This is a genomic window from Crateriforma conspicua, assembly GCF_007752935.1.
Lineage (GTDB): Bacteria > Planctomycetota > Planctomycetia > Pirellulales > Pirellulaceae > Crateriforma > Crateriforma conspicua.
Genome location: NZ_CP036319.1, coordinates 5,252,610 through 5,276,362, shown reverse-complemented (window position 1 = coordinate 5,276,362; position 23,753 = coordinate 5,252,610). Strand labels below are relative to the sequence as shown.

General features: G+C 55.9%; 16 protein-coding genes and 2 rRNA genes. 7 read left to right on the top strand and 11 right to left on the bottom strand.

The window, feature by feature from the left end:
* Window positions 1-245 precede the first annotated feature (245 nt).
* Window positions 246-1,169 (top strand): LysR family transcriptional regulator, encoded by a 924-nt coding sequence (locus Mal65_RS19295; protein ID WP_145301302.1) that lies wholly within the window; start codon window positions 246-248, stop codon window positions 1,167-1,169.
* Here Mal65_RS19295 and Mal65_RS19290 read toward each other — a convergent pair.
* From Mal65_RS19290 to Mal65_RS19275, 4 genes are all read right to left on the bottom strand, one after another.
* On the bottom strand, window positions 1,156-2,901 hold the full coding sequence (locus Mal65_RS19290) for a Na+/H+ antiporter NhaC family protein (RefSeq protein ID WP_145301299.1): 1,746 nt from the start codon (window positions 2,899-2,901) through the stop codon (window positions 1,156-1,158). The two genes, Mal65_RS19295 and Mal65_RS19290, sit on opposite strands and share 14 nt — an antisense overlap.
* Window positions 2,898-3,941 carry a dipeptide epimerase gene (locus Mal65_RS19285; protein ID WP_145301296.1) on the bottom strand — a complete coding sequence of 348 codons (1,044 nt, stop codon included), beginning with the start codon at window positions 3,939-3,941 and terminating at the stop codon, window positions 2,898-2,900. Before Mal65_RS19285 ends, Mal65_RS19290 begins: the two co-directional genes overlap by 4 nt.
* Window positions 3,941-4,999, bottom strand: a complete 1,059-nt coding sequence (locus tag Mal65_RS19280; protein WP_145301293.1) for an N-acetyltransferase DgcN family protein — start codon at window positions 4,997-4,999, stop codon at window positions 3,941-3,943. The genes Mal65_RS19285 and Mal65_RS19280 overlap by 1 nt, the downstream gene beginning before the upstream one ends.
* 84 nt (window positions 5,000-5,083) lie before the next feature.
* Window positions 5,084-8,446, bottom strand: a complete 3,363-nt coding sequence (locus Mal65_RS19275) for a DEAD/DEAH box helicase (RefSeq protein WP_145301290.1) — start codon at window positions 8,444-8,446, stop codon at window positions 5,084-5,086.
* Between the two features lie 234 nt (window positions 8,447-8,680).
* Here Mal65_RS19275 and Mal65_RS19270 point away from each other — a divergent pair, with 234 nt between their 5' ends.
* Entirely contained in the window at window positions 8,681-9,043 is a 363-nt protein-coding gene (locus tag Mal65_RS19270) for a 2Fe-2S iron-sulfur cluster-binding protein (RefSeq protein ID WP_145301287.1), read from the top strand.
* Here the strand turns inward: Mal65_RS19270 and Mal65_RS19265 are convergent.
* From Mal65_RS19265 to Mal65_RS19250, 4 genes are read right to left on the bottom strand one after another with little or no spacing between them, the layout of a single operon-like run.
* On the bottom strand, window positions 8,986-10,044 hold the full coding sequence (locus Mal65_RS19265) for a YheT family hydrolase (RefSeq protein ID WP_145301284.1): 1,059 nt from the start codon (window positions 10,042-10,044) through the stop codon (window positions 8,986-8,988). The genes Mal65_RS19270 and Mal65_RS19265 overlap by 58 nt on opposite strands.
* Window positions 10,045-10,099: 55 nt before the next feature.
* The gene (locus tag Mal65_RS19260; protein ID WP_145301281.1) at window positions 10,100-11,299 is read right to left on the bottom strand and encodes an efflux RND transporter periplasmic adaptor subunit; all 1,200 of its coding nucleotides are present in this window, start codon (window positions 11,297-11,299) and stop codon (window positions 10,100-10,102) included.
* A gap of 32 nt (window positions 11,300-11,331) precedes the next feature.
* Window positions 11,332-13,695, bottom strand: a complete 2,364-nt coding sequence (locus Mal65_RS19255) for an ABC transporter permease (RefSeq protein WP_145301278.1) — start codon at window positions 13,693-13,695, stop codon at window positions 11,332-11,334.
* A 6-nt stretch (window positions 13,696-13,701) separates the two neighbouring features.
* Window positions 13,702-14,421, bottom strand: coding sequence for an ABC transporter ATP-binding protein (locus Mal65_RS19250; RefSeq protein ID WP_145301276.1), 720 nt, complete (start codon window positions 14,419-14,421; stop codon window positions 13,702-13,704).
* Window positions 14,422-14,695: 274 nt separating this feature from the next.
* On the opposite strand from Mal65_RS19250, the gene thpR reads away from it, so the two are divergent.
* The 4 genes from thpR (at window position 14,696) to Mal65_RS19230 (ending at window position 18,148) form a co-directional block, all read left to right on the top strand.
* Entirely contained in the window at window positions 14,696-15,271 is a 576-nt protein-coding gene (thpR, locus tag Mal65_RS19245; protein WP_145301273.1) for an RNA 2',3'-cyclic phosphodiesterase, read from the top strand.
* Between the two features lie 128 nt (window positions 15,272-15,399).
* Window positions 15,400-15,738, top strand: a complete 339-nt coding sequence (locus Mal65_RS19240) for a nucleotide pyrophosphohydrolase (protein WP_196784303.1) — start codon at window positions 15,400-15,402, stop codon at window positions 15,736-15,738.
* A gap of 98 nt (window positions 15,739-15,836) precedes the next feature.
* Window positions 15,837-17,273, top strand: coding sequence for a GTPase HflX (gene hflX / locus Mal65_RS19235; RefSeq protein WP_145301267.1), 1,437 nt, complete (start codon window positions 15,837-15,839; stop codon window positions 17,271-17,273).
* 86 nt (window positions 17,274-17,359) lie between these two features.
* On the top strand, window positions 17,360-18,148 hold the full coding sequence (locus tag Mal65_RS19230) for an SDR family NAD(P)-dependent oxidoreductase (RefSeq protein WP_145301264.1): 789 nt from the start codon (window positions 17,360-17,362) through the stop codon (window positions 18,146-18,148).
* A gap of 44 nt (window positions 18,149-18,192) precedes the next feature.
* Here the strand turns inward: Mal65_RS19230 and Mal65_RS19225 are convergent, their stop codons facing one another.
* A complete protein-coding gene (locus Mal65_RS19225) occupies window positions 18,193-18,981 on the bottom strand; it encodes a hypothetical protein (protein ID WP_145301262.1) in 789 nt (262 codons plus the stop codon).
* A 151-nt stretch (window positions 18,982-19,132) separates the two neighbouring features.
* Here Mal65_RS19225 and Mal65_RS19220 point away from each other — a divergent pair, with 151 nt between their 5' ends.
* Window positions 19,133-19,843, top strand: a complete 711-nt coding sequence (locus Mal65_RS19220) for an RsmE family RNA methyltransferase (protein WP_165701386.1) — start codon at window positions 19,133-19,135, stop codon at window positions 19,841-19,843.
* Window positions 19,844-20,280: 437 nt separating this feature from the next.
* On the opposite strand, the gene rrf is transcribed toward Mal65_RS19220, so the two are convergent.
* Together rrf and Mal65_RS19210 are read right to left on the bottom strand one after the other, a co-directional pair.
* Window positions 20,281-20,389, bottom strand: a 5S ribosomal RNA gene (gene rrf / locus Mal65_RS19215).
* A gap of 114 nt (window positions 20,390-20,503) precedes the next feature.
* Window positions 20,504-23,369: ribosomal RNA gene (locus tag Mal65_RS19210) — 23S ribosomal RNA — on the bottom strand.
* Window positions 23,370-23,753: the final 384 nt, after the last annotated feature.

Here is a 23,753-nt window from a genome sequence, read left to right as displayed (position 1 = left end):
GGAACGCTCAACGCCGGGGGTGGCACAAGAAACGCATTGGTGGCAATCACCCTGGACCACCACCTGTGTGGTGCTCAGGACGGGATCGCTGTCACGTTCCCGCTGCCATGAATTGGATTGGGGTATCTCCGCAGGCTGCTTCAGCAGCGGCTGGGGTTGATTTCCAAGTCAATCTAAGCCACAAAATGCTTTGCTTCAATTAAATAGTCGAAAAAGAACATTTGCCATTGGTGTATGGTGGAAAGATGCCTTCTCCCCGTTTCTACGACCTGACCGCGGCCCAGCTGAACACGTTTTGCCTGGTCATGCGCGAGGGCGGGTACGCCGCAGCTGCGAAAGTCTGTGGGTTGTCGGTGCCCACCGTCTGGCAGCAGGTTCAAGCGATCGAACGGGTTTATGGGGTCAAGCTGTTTGAAAAAACAGGACGTAGCATCAAGCCCACCACACCCGCATTGGCCTTGTATCGCCAGATCGACCCGATTCTGGTTAGTTTGGAATCAACCTTTGACCGGCTGGAAGATTCGATCGCTGCACCGATTCGTATCGTCAGCGGCGTACGAATGATGTTGGAGGACCTGGCGCGGCCCTTTGCCAGATTTCGAAAGACCCATGACAACCTGTTGGTGATTTGCCAGGGGAACGACAAACGTGCGGAGGAACTGTTGTTAAACGACCAGGCGGATCTGGCGTTCGCATTGCAACCCAATCCGCAACAGGCCAACGAACGATTGCACTACGAATCGGTCTACACGGTGGACTTTTTGGTCGTCAGTCCGCCCGAGCATTCGATCATGAAAGCCGACACGCTGCGGTTGGTTGATCTGGCCAAGCAGGACCTGATTGTCACGCGATCAGGATCTCACGGACGATCCGCTCTGGAACAAGCGTTTCATCGCGAAGGGCTGAAACCCAGGGTGGTCGTCGAAACGGACAACAGTGCTTTCACCGTCGCCTGTGTGGCCGCGGGGATGGGCATCGGCATCTTGGCGGGAAATGCACAAGGCTACTTGCGACAGAACCTACAGACTCGATCGGCTGCCGACCTAATGGGCGTTCGCAGTATCGTCGCGATGTGGCGAAAGGGCTTGTTGTTGTCACCAGCGATGAAAGACTTGATCGACGAAGTCAAAGCGATCGGCGGAACGGTCGACGACGTCAGCCAACCGTAATCGCAGTCATGATCGTCCAGGCGATCATTGCCAAGACGCCGGCAAGGCACGCCGGAACAATCTGTGTGCGTACATGTTCCATCAGGTCACAATCCGAGACCAACGAACTTAGAATCGTCGTATCGGAGATCGGGCTACACTGATCGCCAAAAACGCTGCCGTTCAAGACCGCGGCAAAGCAGATCATCACAAACCACTGTCCCGATTCAGCGGGCAATCCTGACGACATCGCGATCGACATCGGCATCGTCAGGGGATAGGCGATGGCATAGGTCCCGAAACTTGTGCCGGTGGCGAACGCGATCACCGCGGTCAGCACAAACAGGATCGCGGGGAACAGTATGCGCGGGGCGTTTTCGCCGATCGCCGTGGACAAATAAAGTCCACCGCCCAGTTCGGTGGTGATGCCACCCAGCACGACCGCCAGGACCAAGATCACCGACACAACGGTGACGCTTTTCAGGCCATCGCCGACGCCTTCGACCAACGACGGCAACTTCATGCCACGCAACAGTGCGGCGGCAATGGCGACGCCCAGTGCTGCCGCAAAGGCCCAACGCACCTTCGGGCTATCGTAAAGCCCCGTGCCAACTGCGATACCGATCAGCGTTAGCAGCGGCAACGCAAATTCCCAGGGGTTGGCCTGGTAATCGGGATCGATTTGGTTGTCAGGGTCCCCTTCAAATCCCATTGGTTCGATGGTGTCGGCACTGACGTGTACCTCGCCGCTGGTGATGGGATTGCCCTGCTGTCGAGCCCTGGCGATTGCCGCCCGAAAACGTTTCCCCAGGAACGGTGCTTTGTCGATCGAAAGTAGGAACGTTCCGGTGACTGCGAAGATGCTGTAAAAGCTAAGCGGTGCACATTGGAAAAAGAATCCGATGCGATCCGCCTCCGTGGCCAAGTACGCCACCCCGGGAACTGCGATCAACGATTGCACATAGCCCGGCCAAGCGTTGAAGGCGATCAATGATGCGATCGGCGATGCCGTGGAATCCACCACATAGCTGAGTTCTTCTGGGCTGATCCGGTTTCGATCGGTGATCGGCTTGACCGTGGTGCCGACCAGCACCGTGCTGACCGTGCCGCCTTGAAAGAACAATACACCCAGAACCCATGCGACCAACTTCGCCGATCGAGGGCCACGCACAAACTTACCGCACACCCATTCGGCGAACGCCAACGCGGCGCCGGTTCGCGACCAAACGCCAAGCAATGCGCCCAACAGCCACAAATACAACAGCGTGATTCCGGCGGCGCGTGTCGATGCCAAACCGGGCAACAAGACCGCGTCGGTCAAATCGTATTGCTGTAAAACCAGAGCCCCCGACAAGATCCCCAGCAACAGTGCCGGCAACGGTTCGCGAAAGGTCACGCAAAACGCCAAAGTGATGACCGCGGGCAAAATGGACCAGATGCCAAAGTGTCTGCCCACGGTGACCCGAACTGCGGGCGTCGAGTCATCGGGCGAAGGGACCAGCACGCTGTCCGACGATGTCTTTTCCTCTTGGATCTTTTCCCGCAGGTCATCGGCGGTTGCGATCAGGTCGGGGCTGACTTGGACGTCCTGGCCGCCTTGGCTGGTGAATTGCTCGATCCAGTTTTCATCAGCCAGCCGGCCGGCGATCAAGGACAAAACCACGCAGAAAACAATTGCCAATGGTGCAAACGCGGCACTGTTCAGCCATCGTCCAATCGTCGATGTGGAGGCCGGTTGAGATGGATTATTCATTCGGAATGTTGTCGCATGGATGCCGCGTGACCGTTGCCGACCGCAAGTGTAACGATTCCTCGGTTCACGCTGGCTCCCATCGCTGGGTCAGAATCCAAAAGTTCGGCGCCGTCCAAGTCGGCGAAATCAAGAAGTGGCAACAACTGTGCCGCGGCGCTGATTCCAATGGAGCTTTCCACCATACAGCCGACCATGGTTGACAACCCCAAGCGTCGGGCGTGGCGTAGCATCTCGATCGCAGGTGTCAGCCCACCACACTTGCAAAGCTTGACGCTTATTCCGTGATACATTCCCGAGCACTTGGCGACGTCCGCCGCAACTTGGCAATCCTCGTCGGCGATCAGGGGCAGTCGACTGTGGGTGAAGACATCTCGCTTGGCCGACTCCGGTGCATCAATTGGCAGCGGCTGTTCGATAAACTGAACGTTCAGCGTTTCCATTGCCTGTGACATGGCAATCGTTTTGTCGACGTCCCAGCCGCCGTTGGCATCGACGCGGAATACCGCATCGGTTTCCCCCCGCAGACGCTGCACGATGTCCAAGTCGTCATCGGATCCCAGCTTGATCTTGTAGACCGGCCAACCGGGACGTTGACGGAGTTTCGTGACCATGCGGTCGACGGTGTCCAACCCAATGGTGAAGCTGGACGGTACTGTTGAAGTCCAGTCCAAGCCCCAAATCTGATGCGTCGGAACGTTCTGGTGTTTGGCGGTCCAATCGCAAACGGCCGAATCGATCGCCGACAAAGCAAATGTGTCCGGCCAGACCCGTTGGGCGATTTGGTCCCAGATCTGTTTCACCCCATCGTTGCAGGTCAGCAATTCCGTCATCCCAGACAGCATGTCGGCGGCGATGCGAATGTTTTCCTGAATCGATTCGGCGGTTCGACCATAAAACCGATTCTCGGTGACTTCGCCCCAGCCGACATGATCCAAATGCTGCAACTGGACGATCACACTACGCTGTGTCGGAATCGTCTCTCGAGAAATGCCGAACGGATGCTCGGGATGCAGCGTCACCGTCTCACTGAAAATCTGCATCAGGATGGTTGTTCTTGCTTCAGACGGATCACGGCATCGACCAAAACATCGGGACCATTGCGATAAACATCGCAAACCGGCAAACCAAATTCCTCGCAAGCTCGCTGCATTTCTGATTCGGCTTCGGCATCGGATAGCAGTGATGTGTTGGCGGCAATCCCGATGAGGCGACACGGGTGTCGCAAATTGGCCATCGCCACGGACAAATCCATCAATGTACGCAGCGGTGGAATCGCAACACCATCAAGCCCTTTGACGAAATCACGACCGGGTTGATAACAGAACACCAGTCCATCGGGCGCGCAGCCGTGCAGCAAGCCTAGCGTGACCGCCGAAAACATCGGGTGGGATAAACTGCCCTGCCCTTCGATCAACAAGACGTCGTGGTTCTGATGGGCCAGCGTCAAACTTTCAGCCGCACCGTTGACGAAGTCGGCGACCACGCAATCGATCGGAATACCTGTGCCGGCAATCATGATCCCGGTTTGTCCGGTTGCCGCAAAACCGGCGTCCAGGTCGCGACGTTGAAGACCCTTTTGGATTTCCAAACAGGTCACCATTTTTCCTAGGCTGCAATCGTTACCGATGGCATGGATGCGCAGGCAATTTTCGTCAAACGCGGCACAGGTGGCGACGGATCTGAAATCGTTTTTGCGAACGTCAATCAAACGGCTGCCCGATCGCTCGGCCGCACTAACCCATTCGGAACGGTTGCATAGAAATTCGTGCAGTCCCGAGACGACGTCAATTCCTCGATCGATCGCGGCGGCAATCAGATCGTCCCATCGTGGCGGTAATTTGCCGCCCGGTGGCGCGATTCCCACGAAAACGGCATCGATGTCGTGTTGATCGATCGTTGCAAGTACGGGGATGCCGGCGTTCGCTGGCGAATCGATTCCCAGAACCGTACCGGCGTCGGATCCCGCATGATCGCGATCGATCACCGCGACCACATCATCGCCACGGTACCGCATTAGATTGATGGCGGTCTTGGCCAAAAAAGGGGTCGAAAATCCGTCGGTCAACAGTGCGATGCGTTGATATTTGCGAAGGTCCATTGTTGCCGTCGAATAAGAGTTCAGACGCTGGGATCAATCGTTGGCGGGCAAAGGATCGCGACGGAATCTGGCGTCACCGACAAACTACGATTGGGCCACGCCTTCCTTGATCAGGTTGATCAAGTCTTGGGTGTTCAGTTTGGCTGCCCCATCGGTACCGTCCAACACACCGGCGACCAATTCACGTTTGTCGGCGTGCATTTGCAGAATCTGTTCTTCGATGGTCCCTTGGGCGACCAGACGATAGACCGTCACCGGGCGTTCTTGGCCGATACGGTGCGCCCGGTCGGTCGCCTGATCTTCCACCGCCGGGTTCCACCAAGGATCCAGATGGAAAACGTAATCCGCAGCGGTCAGGTTCAAGCCCGTTCCGCCGGCTTTCAGCGAAATCAAGAACAGATCGCCTTCACCATTTTGGAAAGCATCTACGCGGCGTTGGCGTTCTTTGGCGGGCGTGCTGCCGTCCAGGTATTGATAGGCGATGCCTTGCTGGTCCAATTGTTTACGAACCACATCCAAGTGCTTGACGAACTGGCTGAACACCAACGCCCGATGGTCTTCGTCACGCAACTCGTTGATCAATTCCATCATCAGGCTCAGTTTGGCCGAACCCTTTTTCCACGAGCGATCGACCAACTGGGGATGGCAGGAAAGCTGACGCAGTTTGGTCAACCACGCGAGCGTGCGAATTCGGCGATCGCCTTCGCCTTTTTCCGCAATCGCGGCACCGGACAATTCCGCGACCGCGGCCATCCGGGCTTCCTCGTACAAGCGACGTTCTTCCTTGGACAAAACCGCCTGCACCGTGATTTCGGTCCGCGGTGGCAATTCGGTCAACACTTTTTCTTTGGTGCGACGCAGGATGAATGGACGTACCAAACGGGCCAATGACGTGCGACGTTCATCGTCGCGGTGGCGTTCGATGGGTTCAGCGAATCGGTTGCGGAAACGATCCCAGGATCCCAGCAATCCAGGGCTCAGGGTTCGAAACAGGCTCCACAATTCGCCCAGGTGATTTTCCAGCGGCGTTCCGGAAAGTCCGATCCGCCAGTTGGCGTCGATTCGTCGAATGGACTGGGCCGTCTTGGTTTGTGCGTTCTTGATGAACTGGGCTTCATCCAATACCAGGGTGTTCCAGATTCGACTGGCAAAGCGTTTCGCGTCCCGCTGTAACAATTGGTAACTGACAATGACCAAATCATTGGCTTTGGCAGTTTTGATCAATTCATCGCGGTTCGAATCGCGATACAAGATCGGATTCAGTGTGGGGGCAAAACGGTTTGCTTCGCGGACCCAGTTGTCACCCACGCTGGTCGGCGCGATGACCAGGGCCGGGCCGCCATCGCCGCGATCGCACAGAACACCCAACGCTTGAACCGTTTTTCCCAGGCCCATGTCATCGGCCAAGACGCCACCAACGCCCCAGCGACTTAGGCGGGCCAGCCATTGGTAACCTTCCAATTGATAGTGCCGAAATTCCACATCTAATTCGGAAGGCTTTTCAGGTGTCCAGTCGTGTAAGGATTGCAGATTTTCAATCGACTGGTGCCAGCGATCAGCCGCTTCCAGAATGACGTCTTCGCCGATCAAGTCTTGGACCGACGGAACCGCCGCATCAGCGATCTTCAGGCCGCCGCGTTCGGACACCACGCTGTCACTTAATTGCCGCAAACGCTGGCGGAATTCGTCACTGATTTTGGCAAATTCACGATCACCGACACGGACGAGCGATCGGTTGTCTTGAACCGCCGACAGGACATCGGACAAAGCGACTTGGTGGCCCTGAAGATCGATCACTCCCGACATGCCGAACCAGTCACGCCGGTCGTCGATCTGGACTCGCAACGATGACGGTGTGATTTCGCCACGCACGCGTATCGATTCGCCTTCGGGCCAAATGATTCGCGGGGCTTCTTCGCCGGCGGCGTGCAGACGTCCCAACAAGTCCAGCGAGTCTTCGTCGGTTTCGGCGACCCAGCGATAGGAACCGTCGGACGAAAATTGATGCAAGGCAAACCGCTCGGTCACCTGGTCGGCCGCGTTTCGCTCAACCGCCAAGTCGCGGCCCAGCCGGATGGGGCCCTCGGGCGTTAAACAGGTCACCGTCTGCGGCGGCGAACCGGGCGTCATCAAGTGTTCGAATCGTGGGTCGTGCATTCCCAGCGCGACCTTGGTGCCGGCACCCACCCGCGGTCGTAATTCAATCACCAGTTCGGGTTCGACGGGTTCCAAGGGACCGGCCAGTTGCAACGGCAGGTCGACGTTGATCAACGAATGGATCTTCGACGCTTGGACCGCCAACAAATTGGCCGTTTCAAAGTCCAGCAAAGCGTCTTCCCAATCGGAACGCAGCAAGAATTCGAACATGCGAATCGCGCGTTGCGACGGCAGCGGGCAATAGACGATTCGATCTTGGTCCTGATCGACGATCAACAGCACCGGTTCGGACGGACTGGCGTAGCCCTTGATGATATCGCAAGCTTCGGGGTTCAGCGGTTGCCCGCCAAGGTGCAACTTGGGACGAAACTTGGTGCGGATCGCTTCATCGTCGGGAGAGGATTCTTGATCGGGACCGTCCTGGTCACCGGCTTCGCTTTCGTCAATCTCGATAACTTCGATCGCCAGTGACAATTGTCCTGATTGAACGGACACACCCCGCGCATCCTGGTCGTCCCAAACGACGTTGGGGTGTCCGATCAACAATCGGATGGCCTGGAATTCGCTGAAGTGGTCTTCGTTGAAGCTGTAGCTGGGGTCGGCCACCAATGCGGCGATTTGGCCGTCGATCGGCTGGAGGCTGAAATTCCTTTGCAAAAGATCGTAAGCCCTCAGTTCACGACCTTTGGTCCATCCTCGACCGCTTTTGCGTGGACGTTGTTCATAAGCACGCACCGACACCGGACAGTAATAACGTGCGTCAGTGATGCCGATCCGCCATTGCAACCGCGTGGTGGGAACTTCTTCTGACTGCTGTAAATTGTCGGCCAGGGTCAACAATTCTTTGACCAGTTCGCGACCGTCGGATACAGAATCGCGTTCCAGGGTCCCGAAAAATTCCAGCACCTGTTGGATGTTTCGTCGGCCCAACTGTTCTTGAAGCCACCAGGCACTGGCCAACGTGTGCGGACACGAACCGTCGCGTTGAAAACTGACGCATTCGCAAACCGCGTCGGCACGCAACGAAACCTGGAAGGCTTCGACTTCGTCCAAGTCGATATCGTCGTCGGGAATGATGTGGATCTGGACGGTTTCGGTTTTTTGACGATTCCCGGCGACACGAAAATCGAATCGGATATCCCCATCGTTCTGGTGCAATGTGGGCTGTTCGACTTTCAGCAACGCGGCGCGTTTGTCCAGCGATTCATCGTGGACGTCGACCAGATTTTGTGCGGCTTCCACCACCAACAAGCCAAATGCTGCTAGTGAATCACTTGAAAGCAAATCCATACAGGAAAATCCGTTCGCGTTTCGTGTATCAGCCAAGCCCACCAGTTTAACGGCCAAGTCTGTCTTGACGATGCCGGCGTGACGAAAGTTTGTCGTTACCCCCGCCCGACGGGCCGTTTGGCGGACTGTGCACCGCCACACCGGACACTACAGTGTTCGGTCTTCCGCTGGGATCGACCAGTTTTTTGCCATCGATCCCGCACCACCGATTCCCATCAGCACGAGGTAACAGCGATGCCAAAATTGACGATCGAAGGCGTGGGCGAATTCGAAGTCGCCCCTGGAAAGCGGTTGATCAAGGCTCTGGTCGACGACGCCGGGACGGATCAATTGCACGCCTGTGGCGGCGTCAGCCGATGCACGACGTGTCGCGTCGAATTTTTGGACGGCGAACCGGACAAAATGACCGCCGCGGAAAAAGAAACGTTAAAAGTCCGTGAAGTCGACCAGCCTGGTGTACGGCTCAGCTGCCAAATCGCCTGTGATCACGACATGTCCGTGCGTCTGATCAGTCGATTGGAAGGCAGCGGTCGCAAGGATCAGGGTTCGCCCGTGGCCGACGATATCGAGCCGACCCCGAATTGGGTTGAAAAATAGGTCTCCGCGACACCGTCGGTCCAGCAATTTCCCCGGCGGTCGACAAAACCCAAGTGCCCACCGCCGGGCACCAACACTTGCTGGACCGAAGTTGAAAATTCTGCTGCCTGGTCACCTTGGAAACAGGTGAGCGGAACGATCGGGTCATCGATCGCGGCGACCAAGCATGTCGGCGTGCGAATCGATCGGGTGACCCGGCGGGCCGAACAGGTTTCGTAGTAATGCCTTGCGTCCTCGAATCCTGCCAGCGGTGCGGTCAGCCGGTCGTCAAAATCCCACAGCGTTTTGGGTGGGGCGGTCGCCAACAAGTCATCGACCCATTGGTGACGCCGGGCGACGTGCGGAAGCCCACGCAGCAAGCGTTTTAAAAAATACCGGCTGTAGATGCGACGCAGACCCGTCAACATGTGCCGACTGCAGCGTGCCAGGTCCACTGGTGGAGCAACAACGAAGGCCGCAAATAGTCGATCAAAAAGATCGGACGAATGGTGCTCTGATCGATGTCCTAGCATCCGAAGCACCTGGTTGCCGCCCATCGAAAACCCCGCCACGCCCAAGGGACCGTCGGTTCGCGACGCGATGTAGTCCAACGCGTCGGCACAGTCATCACTGCGGCCCGCGTGGGTGATTTGATTCGAAAGCTTGGTTGCGGCACCGCATCCACGTTGGTCCATCCGAAACACTCGGATGCCTCTCCGTGTCAGCCGGTCAGCGATCCGCACCATGTAGGACGATCGATGGCAACCACAAAGACCATGAACCAGCAAAACGGACGGCGTCGGCCCGGCGATATCAAGTCGCGATTCATCATCCGGCAACGTAGGCAAGTCTTCGTGTAGGACAATGGTGTCGTCGTCGCGAGTTGGAACCAGATGGCGAATCGGTCTCAAAATGGGCGACTGGCCTGAACGCAGCGTCGCTAACGTCTGTAGATGACCACCCCGCCACAATGGATGCGGTAGGAACGGGGGAACGCTGTCGGCTATTGGGCTTGTCTTCATGGCAAGCGTTGGTCACCAGAGGAAGAACAGACGCGGAAGGACGACATCGGAAATCTTATCGTTGGTGGACCAGCACGCCATCGGATACTTCATCACTCGGGTAGACGATCACTTGGTCACCAGGGTTTGCACCGGAGATGATTTCAGCTTTCATGCCATTGTTTTTGCCGATTTGCACGGCGGCTGAGACTGCCCGTCCGCCTTCGACACGGAACAGCATCCATTGGGGGCCGTCGCGATAAAGGGCGCTGGTGGGAACAACCAGCGTCTCGTCCGTACTCCACGTCACGATCTGGCAGTCCACGCGAAAGTTGTCGCCCAACATGGCGGGGTTTCCACTTGGGTCGGCGAAATCCACGATCACGTTGACTCGTTGTTCTTCGACTCCCAGTGCGGAAACTTTGGTGAACCCTGAGGGTTCGATGAGACGCACGACGCCGTGAAGCGGATCTGCGCCGCCCCATTGGTTCATGATGACGTGATCGCCCGCGGAAATGCGAACGGCATCGCGTGATAGCACATCGACGACGACTTCCAAATCGCTGGGGTCACCAAGTTCCATCAACGGCTGGCCCGCGGTGACCACCGTCGTGCTTTCTTCATAGATTCTCAGCACCCGTCCGTTGATCGGCGCACGAATCTCCAACGCCATTGCTTTACCGCTGTCTTCGGGCGATTCGGTCAGAATCAATGCGGCACGTTGAAGCTCCAATTCATACTCCGCGATATCGACGCCGAACGTTGCTGCGCGGACTTTTTCGGTCAGTTGGCGGAACTGCAATTCCTTTTGTTCAAATTCCGTTTGCGATGTTGCATTGGCGGACAGCAACTTTCTCAGGCGGCCCATTTCTCGCTCGGCAAACTGCAGTTCGGCTTCCGACTGCGATAGTTCGGCCTTGGCCGTTTCCAGTCGCTGTTCGGCCGCCCGGATGCGTGCCTGAGCTTGGGCGACTTCGCGCGGATCCAGCAGTTGCGGGTTGGTCGGTTCCAAGCGAGCCAAGACGGTCTGGTCGGACAGAACTTCGTCGCCTACATCCCAGGTGATACGCAGCAATCGGCTGGAAAGAGGCGCCGAAACGACGTAGCGTTCACGAATCCGAGTGACCCCGTCGTCTTCGATCGATACGGTCAACGATCCAATTTGAAGCACTTCGGTGTCGACCATCACGGGACGCGGCGACAATGCGAAATATCCGGCACCGCCCAGCAACGCCAGGACGATGGACCACAGAACGATCTTTTTCGCGAATGACATAATTGAAACGGCTCGTCCAAATGAAACGGTGATTACTCGCGGCTTTTCAAAACGTCGACCAAGTCCAAATGGTCCAGTCGGCGCCGCACGATCAGGCCGCTGATTGCCGACGCCAGCGTGACCAGCAGTGCCGACCGCGCATAACTGGCGACGGTGATTGTCAATGGGATTCGAAAGGATTCGGATTCAAAGCCTTTGACCATCGCGTAACAGAAGCCATATCCGATCGCCCAACCCAATGGAATCGCCGCAAGCGTGATCAATGCAAGTTCGCCCAACAGGATCGTCGACACTTCGCCGCGTGTGAATCCGATCACTCGCAAGGTTGCCAGTTCACGAGCGCGTTCGTCGACGGCGATCCTGGCGGTGTTGTAAACCACCCCGACCGCAATGATTCCTGCAAACAGCAATGTGAACGAAAGCATGGTGTTTTGATTCTTGGCGATGGTTTCATCGAACTGTTCCACAGTCGCACGTTTGACCGACACCGCAGCGACTCGCGGTGTTTGCTTGAAGTCTTGATATAGCGTCGCTTGGTGACGCGAATCGACGGTCAAGAAGGCTGCCGACACGGCGTCGGTCTCGCTCATCAAGCGATTCAGTGTTTGACGGTCCATGTAAGCGTTCATGCCCGCGTATTCTTTCGTCACCATGCTGACGACCAGATCGCGACTCGGACGCTGGCCCTCCAACACTTGAACGTGAATCAAATCTCCAGCACGGACATCCAAACGTTCCGCCAGTGCGTCGCTGACAACGATTCCGTGATCGGGAATCGTGACCTGCTGGCCATCGGGGCGAAGCAAACGATAAAGCAAACCATTGGGTTCCAAGCCCAAAATGCTGGTCCTGTAATCATGATGCCGGTGCCGCAGATGAACGGCCACGGCACGCATGGGTTCGACGTGTTGCACCCCGGGCATGTGTCGCAAGTCGTCCAGGACGTCCGGCGATGTGGTTTGCGTGAACACCAGTTGAATGTCATGTCGCTGTGATTGCCAGAACTGAAAGCGAATCAGTTCATCCAACGCGTCCTGGAAAAAACCGCTCATCACCACCACGGACACGGCCGCGGCGATGCCAAGTGACGACATCGCGGCGCTGACCGATTTGCGTTCGATGGTTCGCACGATCATCCGCACGACCACGGGGAACCAATGCGAAAGCCCCAGACGCTCCAGCCAAGAACGACGGTACACCTTGGGGGCTTCGGGACGCATCGCTTCGGCCGGTTGAAAGTCAATCGCACGGTAGACCGACCGCAACGATCCGATCACCGCTGCCGCCAAAGCAATCACAATCGCCAACGCGATGACGCGAAAGTCAGGTTGGTAAACAAAGGTCGGGAACCGATAGAATTCCATGTACAACTTTGCCAGGCCGCCGCCCATCCAGTATCCGAGAAACGAACCGGTCACCGCGGCCATCGCCGCCACCATCAACGCGGGTTGAAGGTAGTGCCATCCGATTTCGCGATTGGTGTACCCGAATGCTTTCAACGATGCGATGATGCCGCGTTGCGTCGCGACCCGACGCGATGCGACCAAGTTCAACAGGAACGCCGCGACGGACAAGAAAATGATCGGCGAAATCAATCCGGTGCTGCGAAGTGATCGTATTTCGTCATCCAGAAAGCGAGCCGACAGTTGCTGGGTTCGGTCGATCGCGCCGACGCTTCCATAAGGTTCAAGCAACCGGTCCAGCCTGGCTTTGATATCCTCGATATTGCCCCCGCGTTGAACTTGAATGGCAAGGCTGTTGAAGGCGCCGTCCATGTCGAATGCGGCCTCGACGTGGCGTTCGGGTTGCCACAACACACCGAATCGTCGGTTGTCGGGCAAGAGATCGCCGCCGCGAATTTCGAAAACATATTCCGGTGACAATGCCACACCCACGACAACCAGTTCTTGAAGACGTTCGTTGATGATCGCGGAGATTCGATCGCCGATTCTGAGATTGTTCGCATCCACAAACGCCGCACTGACCAAAACTTCGTCCGGGCGTTGTGGATCGGGAAAACGCCCGTCTTTCAGGTGCAGGTTGTTCAACGGCAATGGCCGCCGGTCTGGCAGCGAAATGATGCGACCGACCGCGGGTTCGGCCAAGCCGGGAACGTCCAATGTGACGTCGCTGACGATTCTGGACTGCACGCGAGCGACGCCGGGAAACAAGGCGACCGTTTCGGCAAGATGCACCGGAGCCCGATTGACGGTGACGAATAGATCGGCGAAACGATAGCGATCGTAGTAAGCGTCGCGTGTGTCCAGCAAGAATCGCAGGGTTCCCAACGACATCACAAACACCGCAACGCCACTGGCGATCACTGCGGCAATGGCAAGCGATTGACCTCTGCTTTGCCAAAGTTCACGAAACATCTTTCGATGCAGACTACGCATCGCCAATCACCAGGACATCGATGACACGGGCGCTTTGGTGGAATTGCGCGTTTCATCGACAATCACACCATCTCGCATGGACACAATTCGGTCGGCGATCTGACCAATCGCCGCGTTGTGTGTGATCACGGCCGTCGTCGTCCCTAATTCTGCATTGATGTTGGAAATCGCCTCCAAAACAGTGATTCCCGTATGAGCGTCCAATGCACCGGTGGGTTCATCGCATAAAAGGACATCGGGTCTTTTGGCGATGGCCCGGGCGATGGCCACCCGCTGTTGTTGTCCTCCGGAAAGCTGACTGGGGAAATGGTCCAAACGATCGGACAGCCCCACAATGTCCAACGCTTCTTCGGCGGTCATCGGATCGGTGGCGATGTCGGTCACCAGACTGACATTTTCGCGTGCCGTCAGACTGGGAATCAGGTTGTAGAACTGGAAGACGAAACCAACGGATTCTCGTCGGAACCACGTCAATCGGTTGGCGTCCGCGCGTGTCATGTCCAGATCGCGGTAACGGACTTCGCCGTCGGTCGGAACGTCCAATCCGCCCATGATGTTCAGCAAGGTGCTTTTGCCGCTGCCGCTGGGGCCTAGCAAGACAACGAATTCACTCTCAGGAATCCGCAGATTCACGCCACGCAGGGCGTGGACCTCGACTTCGCCCATCGGATAGATCTTGGTCAATCCGCGGATGTCGTAAACCGTTTCGTTGGGATCACTGGGCATCAAAGCCGATCGGTTGATGGGGCCGCCGATACGAAATCGCCCCGGTTGCTGGGCTGTTGACGGGCAGGTGGCTTGGTCCACAGTGTATCGCCTGCCATCGATGGGGATCGACACCCGGTCGATTCGGCTGTGATCGACGGGGATTGGTCCGAAAACAAAAGCTGTTACGATCGACCCACAGATGCGCAAATTGGGGCCTGACAGCGTGGCGGGCCTTGCATCGTGTCCAATCGTATTCCGCAACTTAGTTCCGGCGTCCATCACGCCGCGCCCGATGCAATTGATCCGATCCTTTATTGCTGTTCCATTGGAAAAACCGGTCGAACGATCGGCCGTCAAACTGCTGAGATCGTTGCAGCAAGAACAGGATGGTATTCGTTGGGTGCCAGCGGAAAACTTGCATCTGACTTTGAAATTTTTGGGCGACGTGGACAATCGTCAGGTGCCGGTCGTTTGCGAAGCGATCCGTTCGGTGGTGTCACAAGTGGACGCGTTTCCGCTGTTGTTTCGTGGAACCATGGCCCTGCCCTCGGATTTGAAGGCTCGCGTTTTATGTGCGGGGGTGGATGACCCGACGCAAACATTGGTTCAGATGGTCGCTTCGCTTGAAAAGGCCATGGCGGAATTAGGGTTCAAACCGGAGGCACGTGACTATGTGCCTCACCTGACCTTGGGGCGTGTTCGCAAGACGTCGCGTCGCGCCAACGATGACGTTCTGCGCCGCCTGCGGGCACAGCAGGACGTTCATCTAGGAACCATGACCGCCGATCGCGCCCTGTTGATGGCCAGCTTTCTGGATCGCGGTGGCCCCACGTACCAAGTCATGGCGACGATTCCGTTTGGGCAATAAGACCTGGGTGCCCACCGAGGCGGTCAAATCGTCGTGCGGCCCTTCATGTTGGCCGAAATCGTTGACTTCAAATTGTATGAATGATTCCAATGAGTGACGAAAACACCACGATCGCCGAACTGAAACAGGTGGTCGATCGTTTTGTCAGCGAACGGGAATGGCTCACGTTTCATAACCCGAAGAATCTTGCGATGTCGCTGTCGATCGAGGCAGCCGAACTGATGGAGCATTTTCAGTGGCTGACACAGGACGAAGCAGACGCGGTCATCGGACAACCTGAAAACCGTGATGAAATTGGCGAGGAAATAGCGGATTGCCTGGCCTATCTGCTATCACTGGCGAACGTGATGAACCTGGATTTAGATCAAACCCTGCGGCAAAAAATGGTGAAAAACGCCGCAAAATACCCGGTCGAAACGTCACGAGGGGTGGCGCGTCCGAACCCCTCGGGCGAATCAAGCGTCTAAAAAGTATCTGCGTCGCCGACCGGTATCCGACGGCGACATCGCCAAATGCTCGGACGCGTCTATAATGGCGGCGTCCTCGAAAACCCCAGGAGTCATCGATTTCTACCTATCGTGAACCACGTAACCAGTCGTTTGACGAACCGGAAAAAAGCATTCTGGCAAGGCTGATTTTGCCGGACCAAACGGTCGATGACGATCCACTGGAAGAACTGCATGGGCTGGCGATCACCGCCGGGACCGAAGTCGTGGACGAATTGATCCAGCGACGCCCCAATCCGAGTCATTCGACTTATTTAGGAAAAGGAAAGGTCGAGGAGTTGCGGACGCTGGTCCAAGAACATGACGCGGATGTGGTCATCTTCGACAATGACCTGTCGCCCGCGCAAGTGCGGAACTTGGAAAAAGAGGTCAAGGCTAAAGTGCTTGACCGAACCGAGTTGATTCTGGACATCTTTGCCGCGGGGGCCCGTACCCATGAATCACGCTTGGCGATCGAATTGGCGCAGTTGGAGTATTCGCTGCCGCGTTTGAAACGAATGTGGACGCACCTTTCGCGTCAATCCATGGGCGTGGGGATGCGTGGCCCCGGTGAAAAACAATTGGAAGTCGACCGGCGTCTGGCGCAAAAGCGAATCCGTGACCTGAGAGCGGAACTATCCAAGGTCGAACGTCGACGGGAAGTCCAGGTGGCGTCGCGTAAGGAAGCCCCCACGGTGTCATTGGTCGGCTACACAAACGCCGGCAAAAGCACGTTGATGAATCGGCTGACCGAAGCCGACGTGGAAGCCGCGGATAAGCTGTTTGCAACGCTGGACACCCGAACCCGTCGCTGGGCCATTCCCGGTTGGGGCACGGTTCTGTTGAGTGATACGGTCGGGTTTATCCGAGACCTGCCACACTCGTTGGTCGCTAGTTTCAAGTCGACGTTGGAAGAAACTCGGCAAGCGGAATTGCTTCTGCATGTCGCCGACGCGAGTCATCCCAACGTTTTCCAACAGATCTCATCGGTCTATGCCGTCTTGGAAGAATTGGGGATCGAAGAGAAGCGAACGCTGCTGTTGTTGAACAAGATTGACATGATCGATTCACCAATACAGTTGAATCGAGTGCTTGATCGCTACCCCAATGCAATTCCAGTCAGTGCGCGGCAAGGCAAAGGAATGGATGCATTGACTGAAGCAGTGGGGCAGGTGCTGGGAAGGGAATTCTTGGACCTAAAAGTGACGGCCGATCCCGCCGATGGAAAACTTCTGGCGTACTTGGCGTCCAAGGGCGAAGTGAAGGCTCGCGACTTTGAAACGGACAAAGTGCAGATTCACGTCCGCATGCCGGCCGGGGCGATGGGCCCGGTTCATCGATGGGCCTTGGAGATCACTCCGGTGCAACGATTTGAGTCCGGCGGCTTGACTGCGAAGGAGGATGATCGTGACATCACCGACGAATCGATCGGGGGTCCCGCCAACCACGATTTGCCGCCGATGGGCAATGAGTCCTTTGACACCGAAATCCCCAGGTCCAGCGGCGAAGTTGCCTGACCATTGAAGCCTTCGCTCGGTCGTCACCGCTTCACCTGGGCTTTTTTCCATCCACCGTTGTGATTGTTCACTGGGAGTGCTGTTGAATGTGGACGCGGTGGAACCCCGATGGCAGTACCGCCATTGTCACGGGGGCAAGCAGCGGAGTCGGCTATCAGTTCTGTCGCCTGGTGACATCCAAGGGGTGTCGCGTCGTCGCGGTGGCCCGGCGTGCGGACAAACTGGAACAGTTGCTTCACGATTGCCCCAAGGGTTCGGTCCGTTTGGTGCCGGGCGATATCACATTGGGCCAAACGTGTGATTCGGCCATCCAAACGGTCCAGGACTGGAGCGGCGATCAGCTGGATCTGCTTGTCAATAACGCCGGGATTGGTGCCATCGGACCTTTCATTGACGCTTCTCCGGACCGACTCCGCCGCATCATGGAAGTCAACTTTTTTGCCGCCACCGAATGGACCCGCAGGTGTTTGCCTTCGCTGTTGCGGGGTCAAAACCCGGTCGTATGCCACGTGGGAAGCGTCCTTGGACACTGTGGCGTGCCCAACAAAAGCGAATACTGCGCCAGCAAGTTCGCCCTGCATGGTTGGCATGATGCGATCTGTGCCGAACTGCGTGGAACCGTTCTGCGATCGACGTTGGTCAGCCCGAGTACCACAAGAAGCGAATTTTTTGATTCGCTGATCGATTCGGATCCGGCCCAGCGTTCGGTCAGTGTCGGATCTTGGCCACCAGAAAAGGTCGCCCGGGCAATGTTTCACGCAATCGTACGACGACGACGCGAAGTCGTTTGCAGCGTGGGCGGGAAAGCGTTGGTTTGGGCGGACCGAATTTTTCCCGGAATCACCCACCGAATTTTGTCGCGAACGGCCAAGTAAATTTTGTTCTAGCGGTGGTTGGCCCTCGGCCAAGACACAAATGTTTACGCCGCACGGACCAACTCGGACTGCACCGATTCCAACAACCCCACGTCGATTGTTTTCAATTGATGGGCCGAACCGATCATCAAAGCCAACTCGGCTACCCGGCCGATCCAGCCGATGCGTCCTTCGCCCAATTCGTGCAAGCGAACGAGTGCCGTATCGGTGAAGGGAAGCGAATGTTCGCTTGTTCGACCTCCCGCAACCACCGATTCCATCGCCCACCGGACGTAGCGACAAGAATCTTCCAGCGAAAACGCGGGCAATTCCATTCGCAGCGGAACCTGTCCCAACGCAAGACAACAATCGCGTGCTGATTCGCCGTTGACACCCAAAACAATGGTCAAATCGGATTCACGACGAATCAATTCGCCGGCAACTTCCGCGGTTTGGCGGTCGCAATCGTCGATCATCCAAATGGTGCGAACTCCTTGCCGGCCCAGACTGCGGATCTGATCGATCACTTTTCCCGGCACCTTGGACGGTGTTGTCTGCAACCGAAGCTGATGCGCGATCCGCTGCCACGGAGCATCAGGGGAATCAACCTGACCGGCGGTCATGATCATTTGCACTGCGGTGTCGCCAAAACCCGTGCTTTGCGACAGATGACGCAACAACGATGTTTGTCCACACCCGTCTTCAGCCATCAATAATCCACCCACCATTGCCCCGCTGACGAGGCAATGGAACCGAGCGATCACTTCACGCTGTGGAGTTCCGGCAAAGAACCCCACTTCTGCACAGCGTCCAAACGGGTTGGAATGCAATGACCAATGCTTTAGATAATCCATACGGAATCTCGGCTTCCTGCCTGCGGTGTCCGGCGCTTTTCGATTCTTCCATTATCGGGTCGCGCCACCGCGCGGCTTGAATCTTCGAGCGATGTCGATTCACGCCGTCGTTCGATCGTCGCCCGCAACCCATTGCCGACCAGCAACTTCAATGACCCGACGCTACTACCAACCGGACCTTCCACAAGTTGCCGGTGCGAATTTTTCGCTGGATGACACCGAGGCCAGTCATGCGATCCGCGTGATGCGTGTGAAACCCGGTGATCAGCTTCAGCTGTTCGACGGCGGCGGGCGAATTGCCACGGCCGAGGTCATCCTGGTCAACCGAAAAACTTGCCAATGTCAATTGTTGCATGCGCCGTCGGAAACACAGGTGAAGCAGCGAATGGTGAAGATGGGAATCGCATTTCCAAAGGGGGATCGCTGCAAGCGGATGATCGAAAGTCTGACAGAATTGGGGATCGATACGGTCATTCCGATTACGGCGGAAAGATCACAGCGTCCCGAGTCAGAGTCCACCTTGCACAAACTTCGCCGCACCGTCATCGAGTCATGCAAGCAGTCGGGGCGAAACCACTTGATGCAGTTGAGCTCTCCCCAAGGCCTTAAGGAGTTCACGAGTTGTGCCGACGAGAATTGGCGTTGGATTGCGGATCCACGAGGGGATGAACCTAGTCAAGAGGCCTGGATGAAGAGTGACCGGATCTGCGTACTTATCGGTCCCGAGGGTGGGTTCACTGATGCCGAGATCTCAATGGCCACCGCCCACGGATTCAAGGCTTTGGCACTGGGGCATTCAATTTTGCGAATCGAAACCGCAGCGATCGTTGCGGGAGCGAAGGCGGTGGGCGCCGTAGGATGAATCGCGGGCAACGACGAACTGTTCTCTGAATAGCTCTGTCGCCCGTTGTCTTCTAAGCAGACGGATAGGTTTGCGACAAATGGCAACCGGACGCGTGAGCGAGAAACCGCGTTCTTCGCCGGCTCATTACTCGCATCCGCGTTTTGAAGCGGGGCACATTTGGTAACCCGACGCGTGAGCGAGGGGAAAACGATGTTGACATCGCCTCGCTCACGCGTCTGGTTACCAAAAAAACAATGCCTCGGGCAGAAGCGCAACTTCGAAACCTACGCCTCGGGGCAATAGACGACAGAAGACTGGTCCGCCTACTTATCCGAAAGTCGAGGAATCGATCGGATGGTTGCACACTATCGGGTCGCCCGGGGGCGGAGCCGTACGCGGTGTGATGGGCGCATAAAAAAAGCCTTGGATGGCGAACCATCCAAGGCTTTTAAAAAATCCGGCAATACCTACTTTCACGCTGGTGTGCACTATCATCGGCTCGAAAAGCTTGACTGCTGTGTTCGGGATGGAAACAGGTAGAACCTTTCCGATATAGTCGCCGGAAAGACCACGACGGGGATATTACACCGCCGCCGTGGCCGAGTTGTTTGGTAGTATGGCAGAGCACGTTCGAGAAGCGTTTGTAAAAACCGACAGTCTCTCGAGTGCGGGATATCGATGGCCAAACTTTTGCCCGTTAGTACTGGTTAGCTTAACACGTTACCGTGCTTACACGTCCAGCCTATCAACCAGGTCGTCTTCCTGGGGGCTTTCGACAAATGTCTACGAATCCTAATCTCTGGGCGGGCTTCACGCTTAGATGCTTTCAGCGTTTATCCTTTCCGAAGTTAGCTATCCAGCCGTGCCGCTAGCGCGACAACTGGTACACCAGAGCTTCGTCCAACTAAATCCTCTCGTACTAAAGTTGAATCCCATCAAGATTCGAACGCCCACGGCAGATAGGGACCGACCTGTCTCACGACGGTCTGAACCCAGCTCACGTACCACTTTCATTGGCGAACAGCCAAACCCTTGGGAGCTTCTACACCCCCAGGATGTGATGAGCCGACATCGAGGTGCCAAACCGCATCGCCGCTGTGGACGCTCGGATGCGATAAGCCTGTTATCCCCGGAGTACCTTTTATCTGATGAGCGATAACCCTTCCATTCGGGATTACCGGATCACTAAGGCCTACTTTCGTATCTGCTCGACTTATGGGTCTCGCAGTTAAGCACACTTTTACCTTTACGCTCTTCGCCTGATTGCCAACCAGGCTGAGTGTACCTTTGCACTCCTCCGTTACTCTTTGGGAGGAGACCGCCCCAGTCAAACTGCCCGACTGACACTGTCCGTTGCCCTGATTCAAGGGATCAACGTTAGAATTAAAATATGACCAGGCTGGTATTTCAACAACGGCTCCACCAACACTAGCGTGCCGGTTTCAAAGCCTCCCAGCTATCCTACACAAGACATATCTCAACCCAATATCAGCCTACAGTAAAGGTTCACGGGGTCTTTCCGTCTAACCGCGGGTATGTGGCATCTTCACCACAACTACAATTTCACCGGGTCGGTGGTTGAGACAGTGCTCAAATCGTTACGCCTTTCATGCAGGTCGGAACTTACCCGACAAGGAACTTCGCTACCTTAGGACCCTCATAGTTAGGGCCGCCGTTTACTGGGGCTTCGGTCGCTTGCTTCGCTAATGCTAACAATCTTCCTTAACCTACCAGCACCGGGCAGGCGTCAGTCTCTATACATCCACTTGCGTGTTAGCAGAGACCTGTGTTTTTGATAAACAGTCGTTAGAGCCGATTTTCTGTGGCCCACTCTCGTGGGCGCCCCTTATCGCGAACTTACGGGGCCATTTTGCAGAGTTCCTTAACCACCGTTCTCCCGAGCGCCTTAGAATTCTCATCTCGCCTACCTGTGTCAGTTTTAGTACGGTCAGTTGCTTAACCTAGTGGCTTTTCTTGGACGTCCTTCCAGTGACTTCGAGAACTTAAACGCTCTCGAGCTAAGCCTTGATAAACACCAGTATTTTAACCCTGGATCTCTCAGCTTTCGCTACGGACATTTCTATTCGTACCGCTCACTTTCTGGACGCCGTCCCCACATCGGATACACAACCGGCGCAGGAATGTTGACCTGCTATCCATCGTCTACGCCTTTCGGCCTCGACTAAGGGACCGGCTAACCCTGGGCGGAATTGCCTTCCCCAGGAAACCTTAGGCTTTCGGCGAACAGGATTCTCACCTGTTTTATCGTTACTCATTCCGGCATAATCACTCGATGACCCCGACACCGCTCGTTACCGTACGGCTCGTATCTGGTCATCGACGCTCTCCTACCGCTCTAGTAAACTAGAGCCCGCTGCTTCGGTGCCATACTTACTCCCGTTCATTATCGGCGCAGAAATGCTCGACTGGTAAGCTGTTACGCACTTTTTAAATGGTGGCTGCTTCTAAGCCAACATCCCAGCTGTCACGGCACTTCAACTTCCTTAGTGACTAAGTATGTCTTCGGGACCTTAGCAGGCGATCTGGGTTGTTTCCCTCTCGACCCTGGAGCTTATCCCCCAGGGACTGACTGCCGAGATAGTTTTACCGGTATTCGGAGTTTGGTTCGGTGGGGTACCCCGGGAAGGGCCCCCATCCGATTCAGTATCTCTACCCCCGGTAAATAGTGGCTCGACGCTATCCCTCAAGATATTTCGGAGAGAACGAGCTATCTGCTGGTTTGATTACACTTTCAGTCCTCCCCACAGGTCATCCCCTCAGTTTTCAACCTAAGTGGGTTCGGTCCTCCACGCAGTTTAACCCGCGCTTCAACCTGCCCATGGGTAGATCACACAGCTTTCGCGTCTGCAGCAAACGACATATCGCCCTATTCAGACTCGGTTTCCCTTGGGCTTCGTCCCGTAAGGACTTAACCAAGCCGTTTACCACAACTCGCCGGATCATTATGCAAAAGGCACGCCGTCACACATTAACGTGCTCCGACCGCTTGTAGGCACATGGTTTCAGGTTCACATTCCTCCCCTAGCAGGGGTTCTTCTCACCCTTCACTCACGCTACTGGTACGCTATCGGTCGTTAAGGAGTATTTAGCCTTACGGGATGGTCCCCGCAGATTCAGCCCAGGTTTCACGTGACTGGGCCTACTCAGGTGCTCCTACGGTGTGAAAAAGTTTTCGCGTACGGGACTGTCACCCCCTGTGGTGCGCCTTTCCAAACGCTTCCGCTAACCTTTCACAATCCGATATTGGAGTCCTACAACCCCGCGAGGGAAACCCTCACGGTTTGGGCTATTCCGATTTCGCTCGCCGCTACTGACGGAATCGATTTTTCTTTCTGTTCCTCTGGTTACTTAGATGTTTCAGTTCACCAGGTTGTAACGAACCTGCCTATGGATTCAGCAGGCCGCAATCGGGAATCCCGGGATCATCGCTTGTTTGTCAACTTCCCCGGGCATTTCGCAGACTTCCACGCCCTTCTAACACTTAACGCCAAGACATCCCCCATGTGCCCTTCGTCATTTGGCCACCGAAATCCCGAACTCGAAAACTCAGCCCACCAACCAGACCCCAGAAGGATCCAACTTGCGTGGAAAGTTGTTCGAATCTGTTGAATTTCGTTTCCAATGACTGAAACGATATCACATGTAAGCTTTGCCAGTCGCAGTTTCGTGAACACATCAATAGTAACTGTTTCCAGTTCCCTTGGTGTGCTGCACTCATCTACTTGGCAAAACCATCGCACAGAATCCTGTCAGAATTCACACGCCAACACTTTTTAGCCAACCTTTCGATTGGCAAAAGATATGCTGGCGACGCTTCTTTATTGAACTTGTCACTCGCAACCTTGCACTAAGTGCATTGGTCACGTGTGGTGCTCTTATTCAGATGCCAACTACCAAACAACCAAAT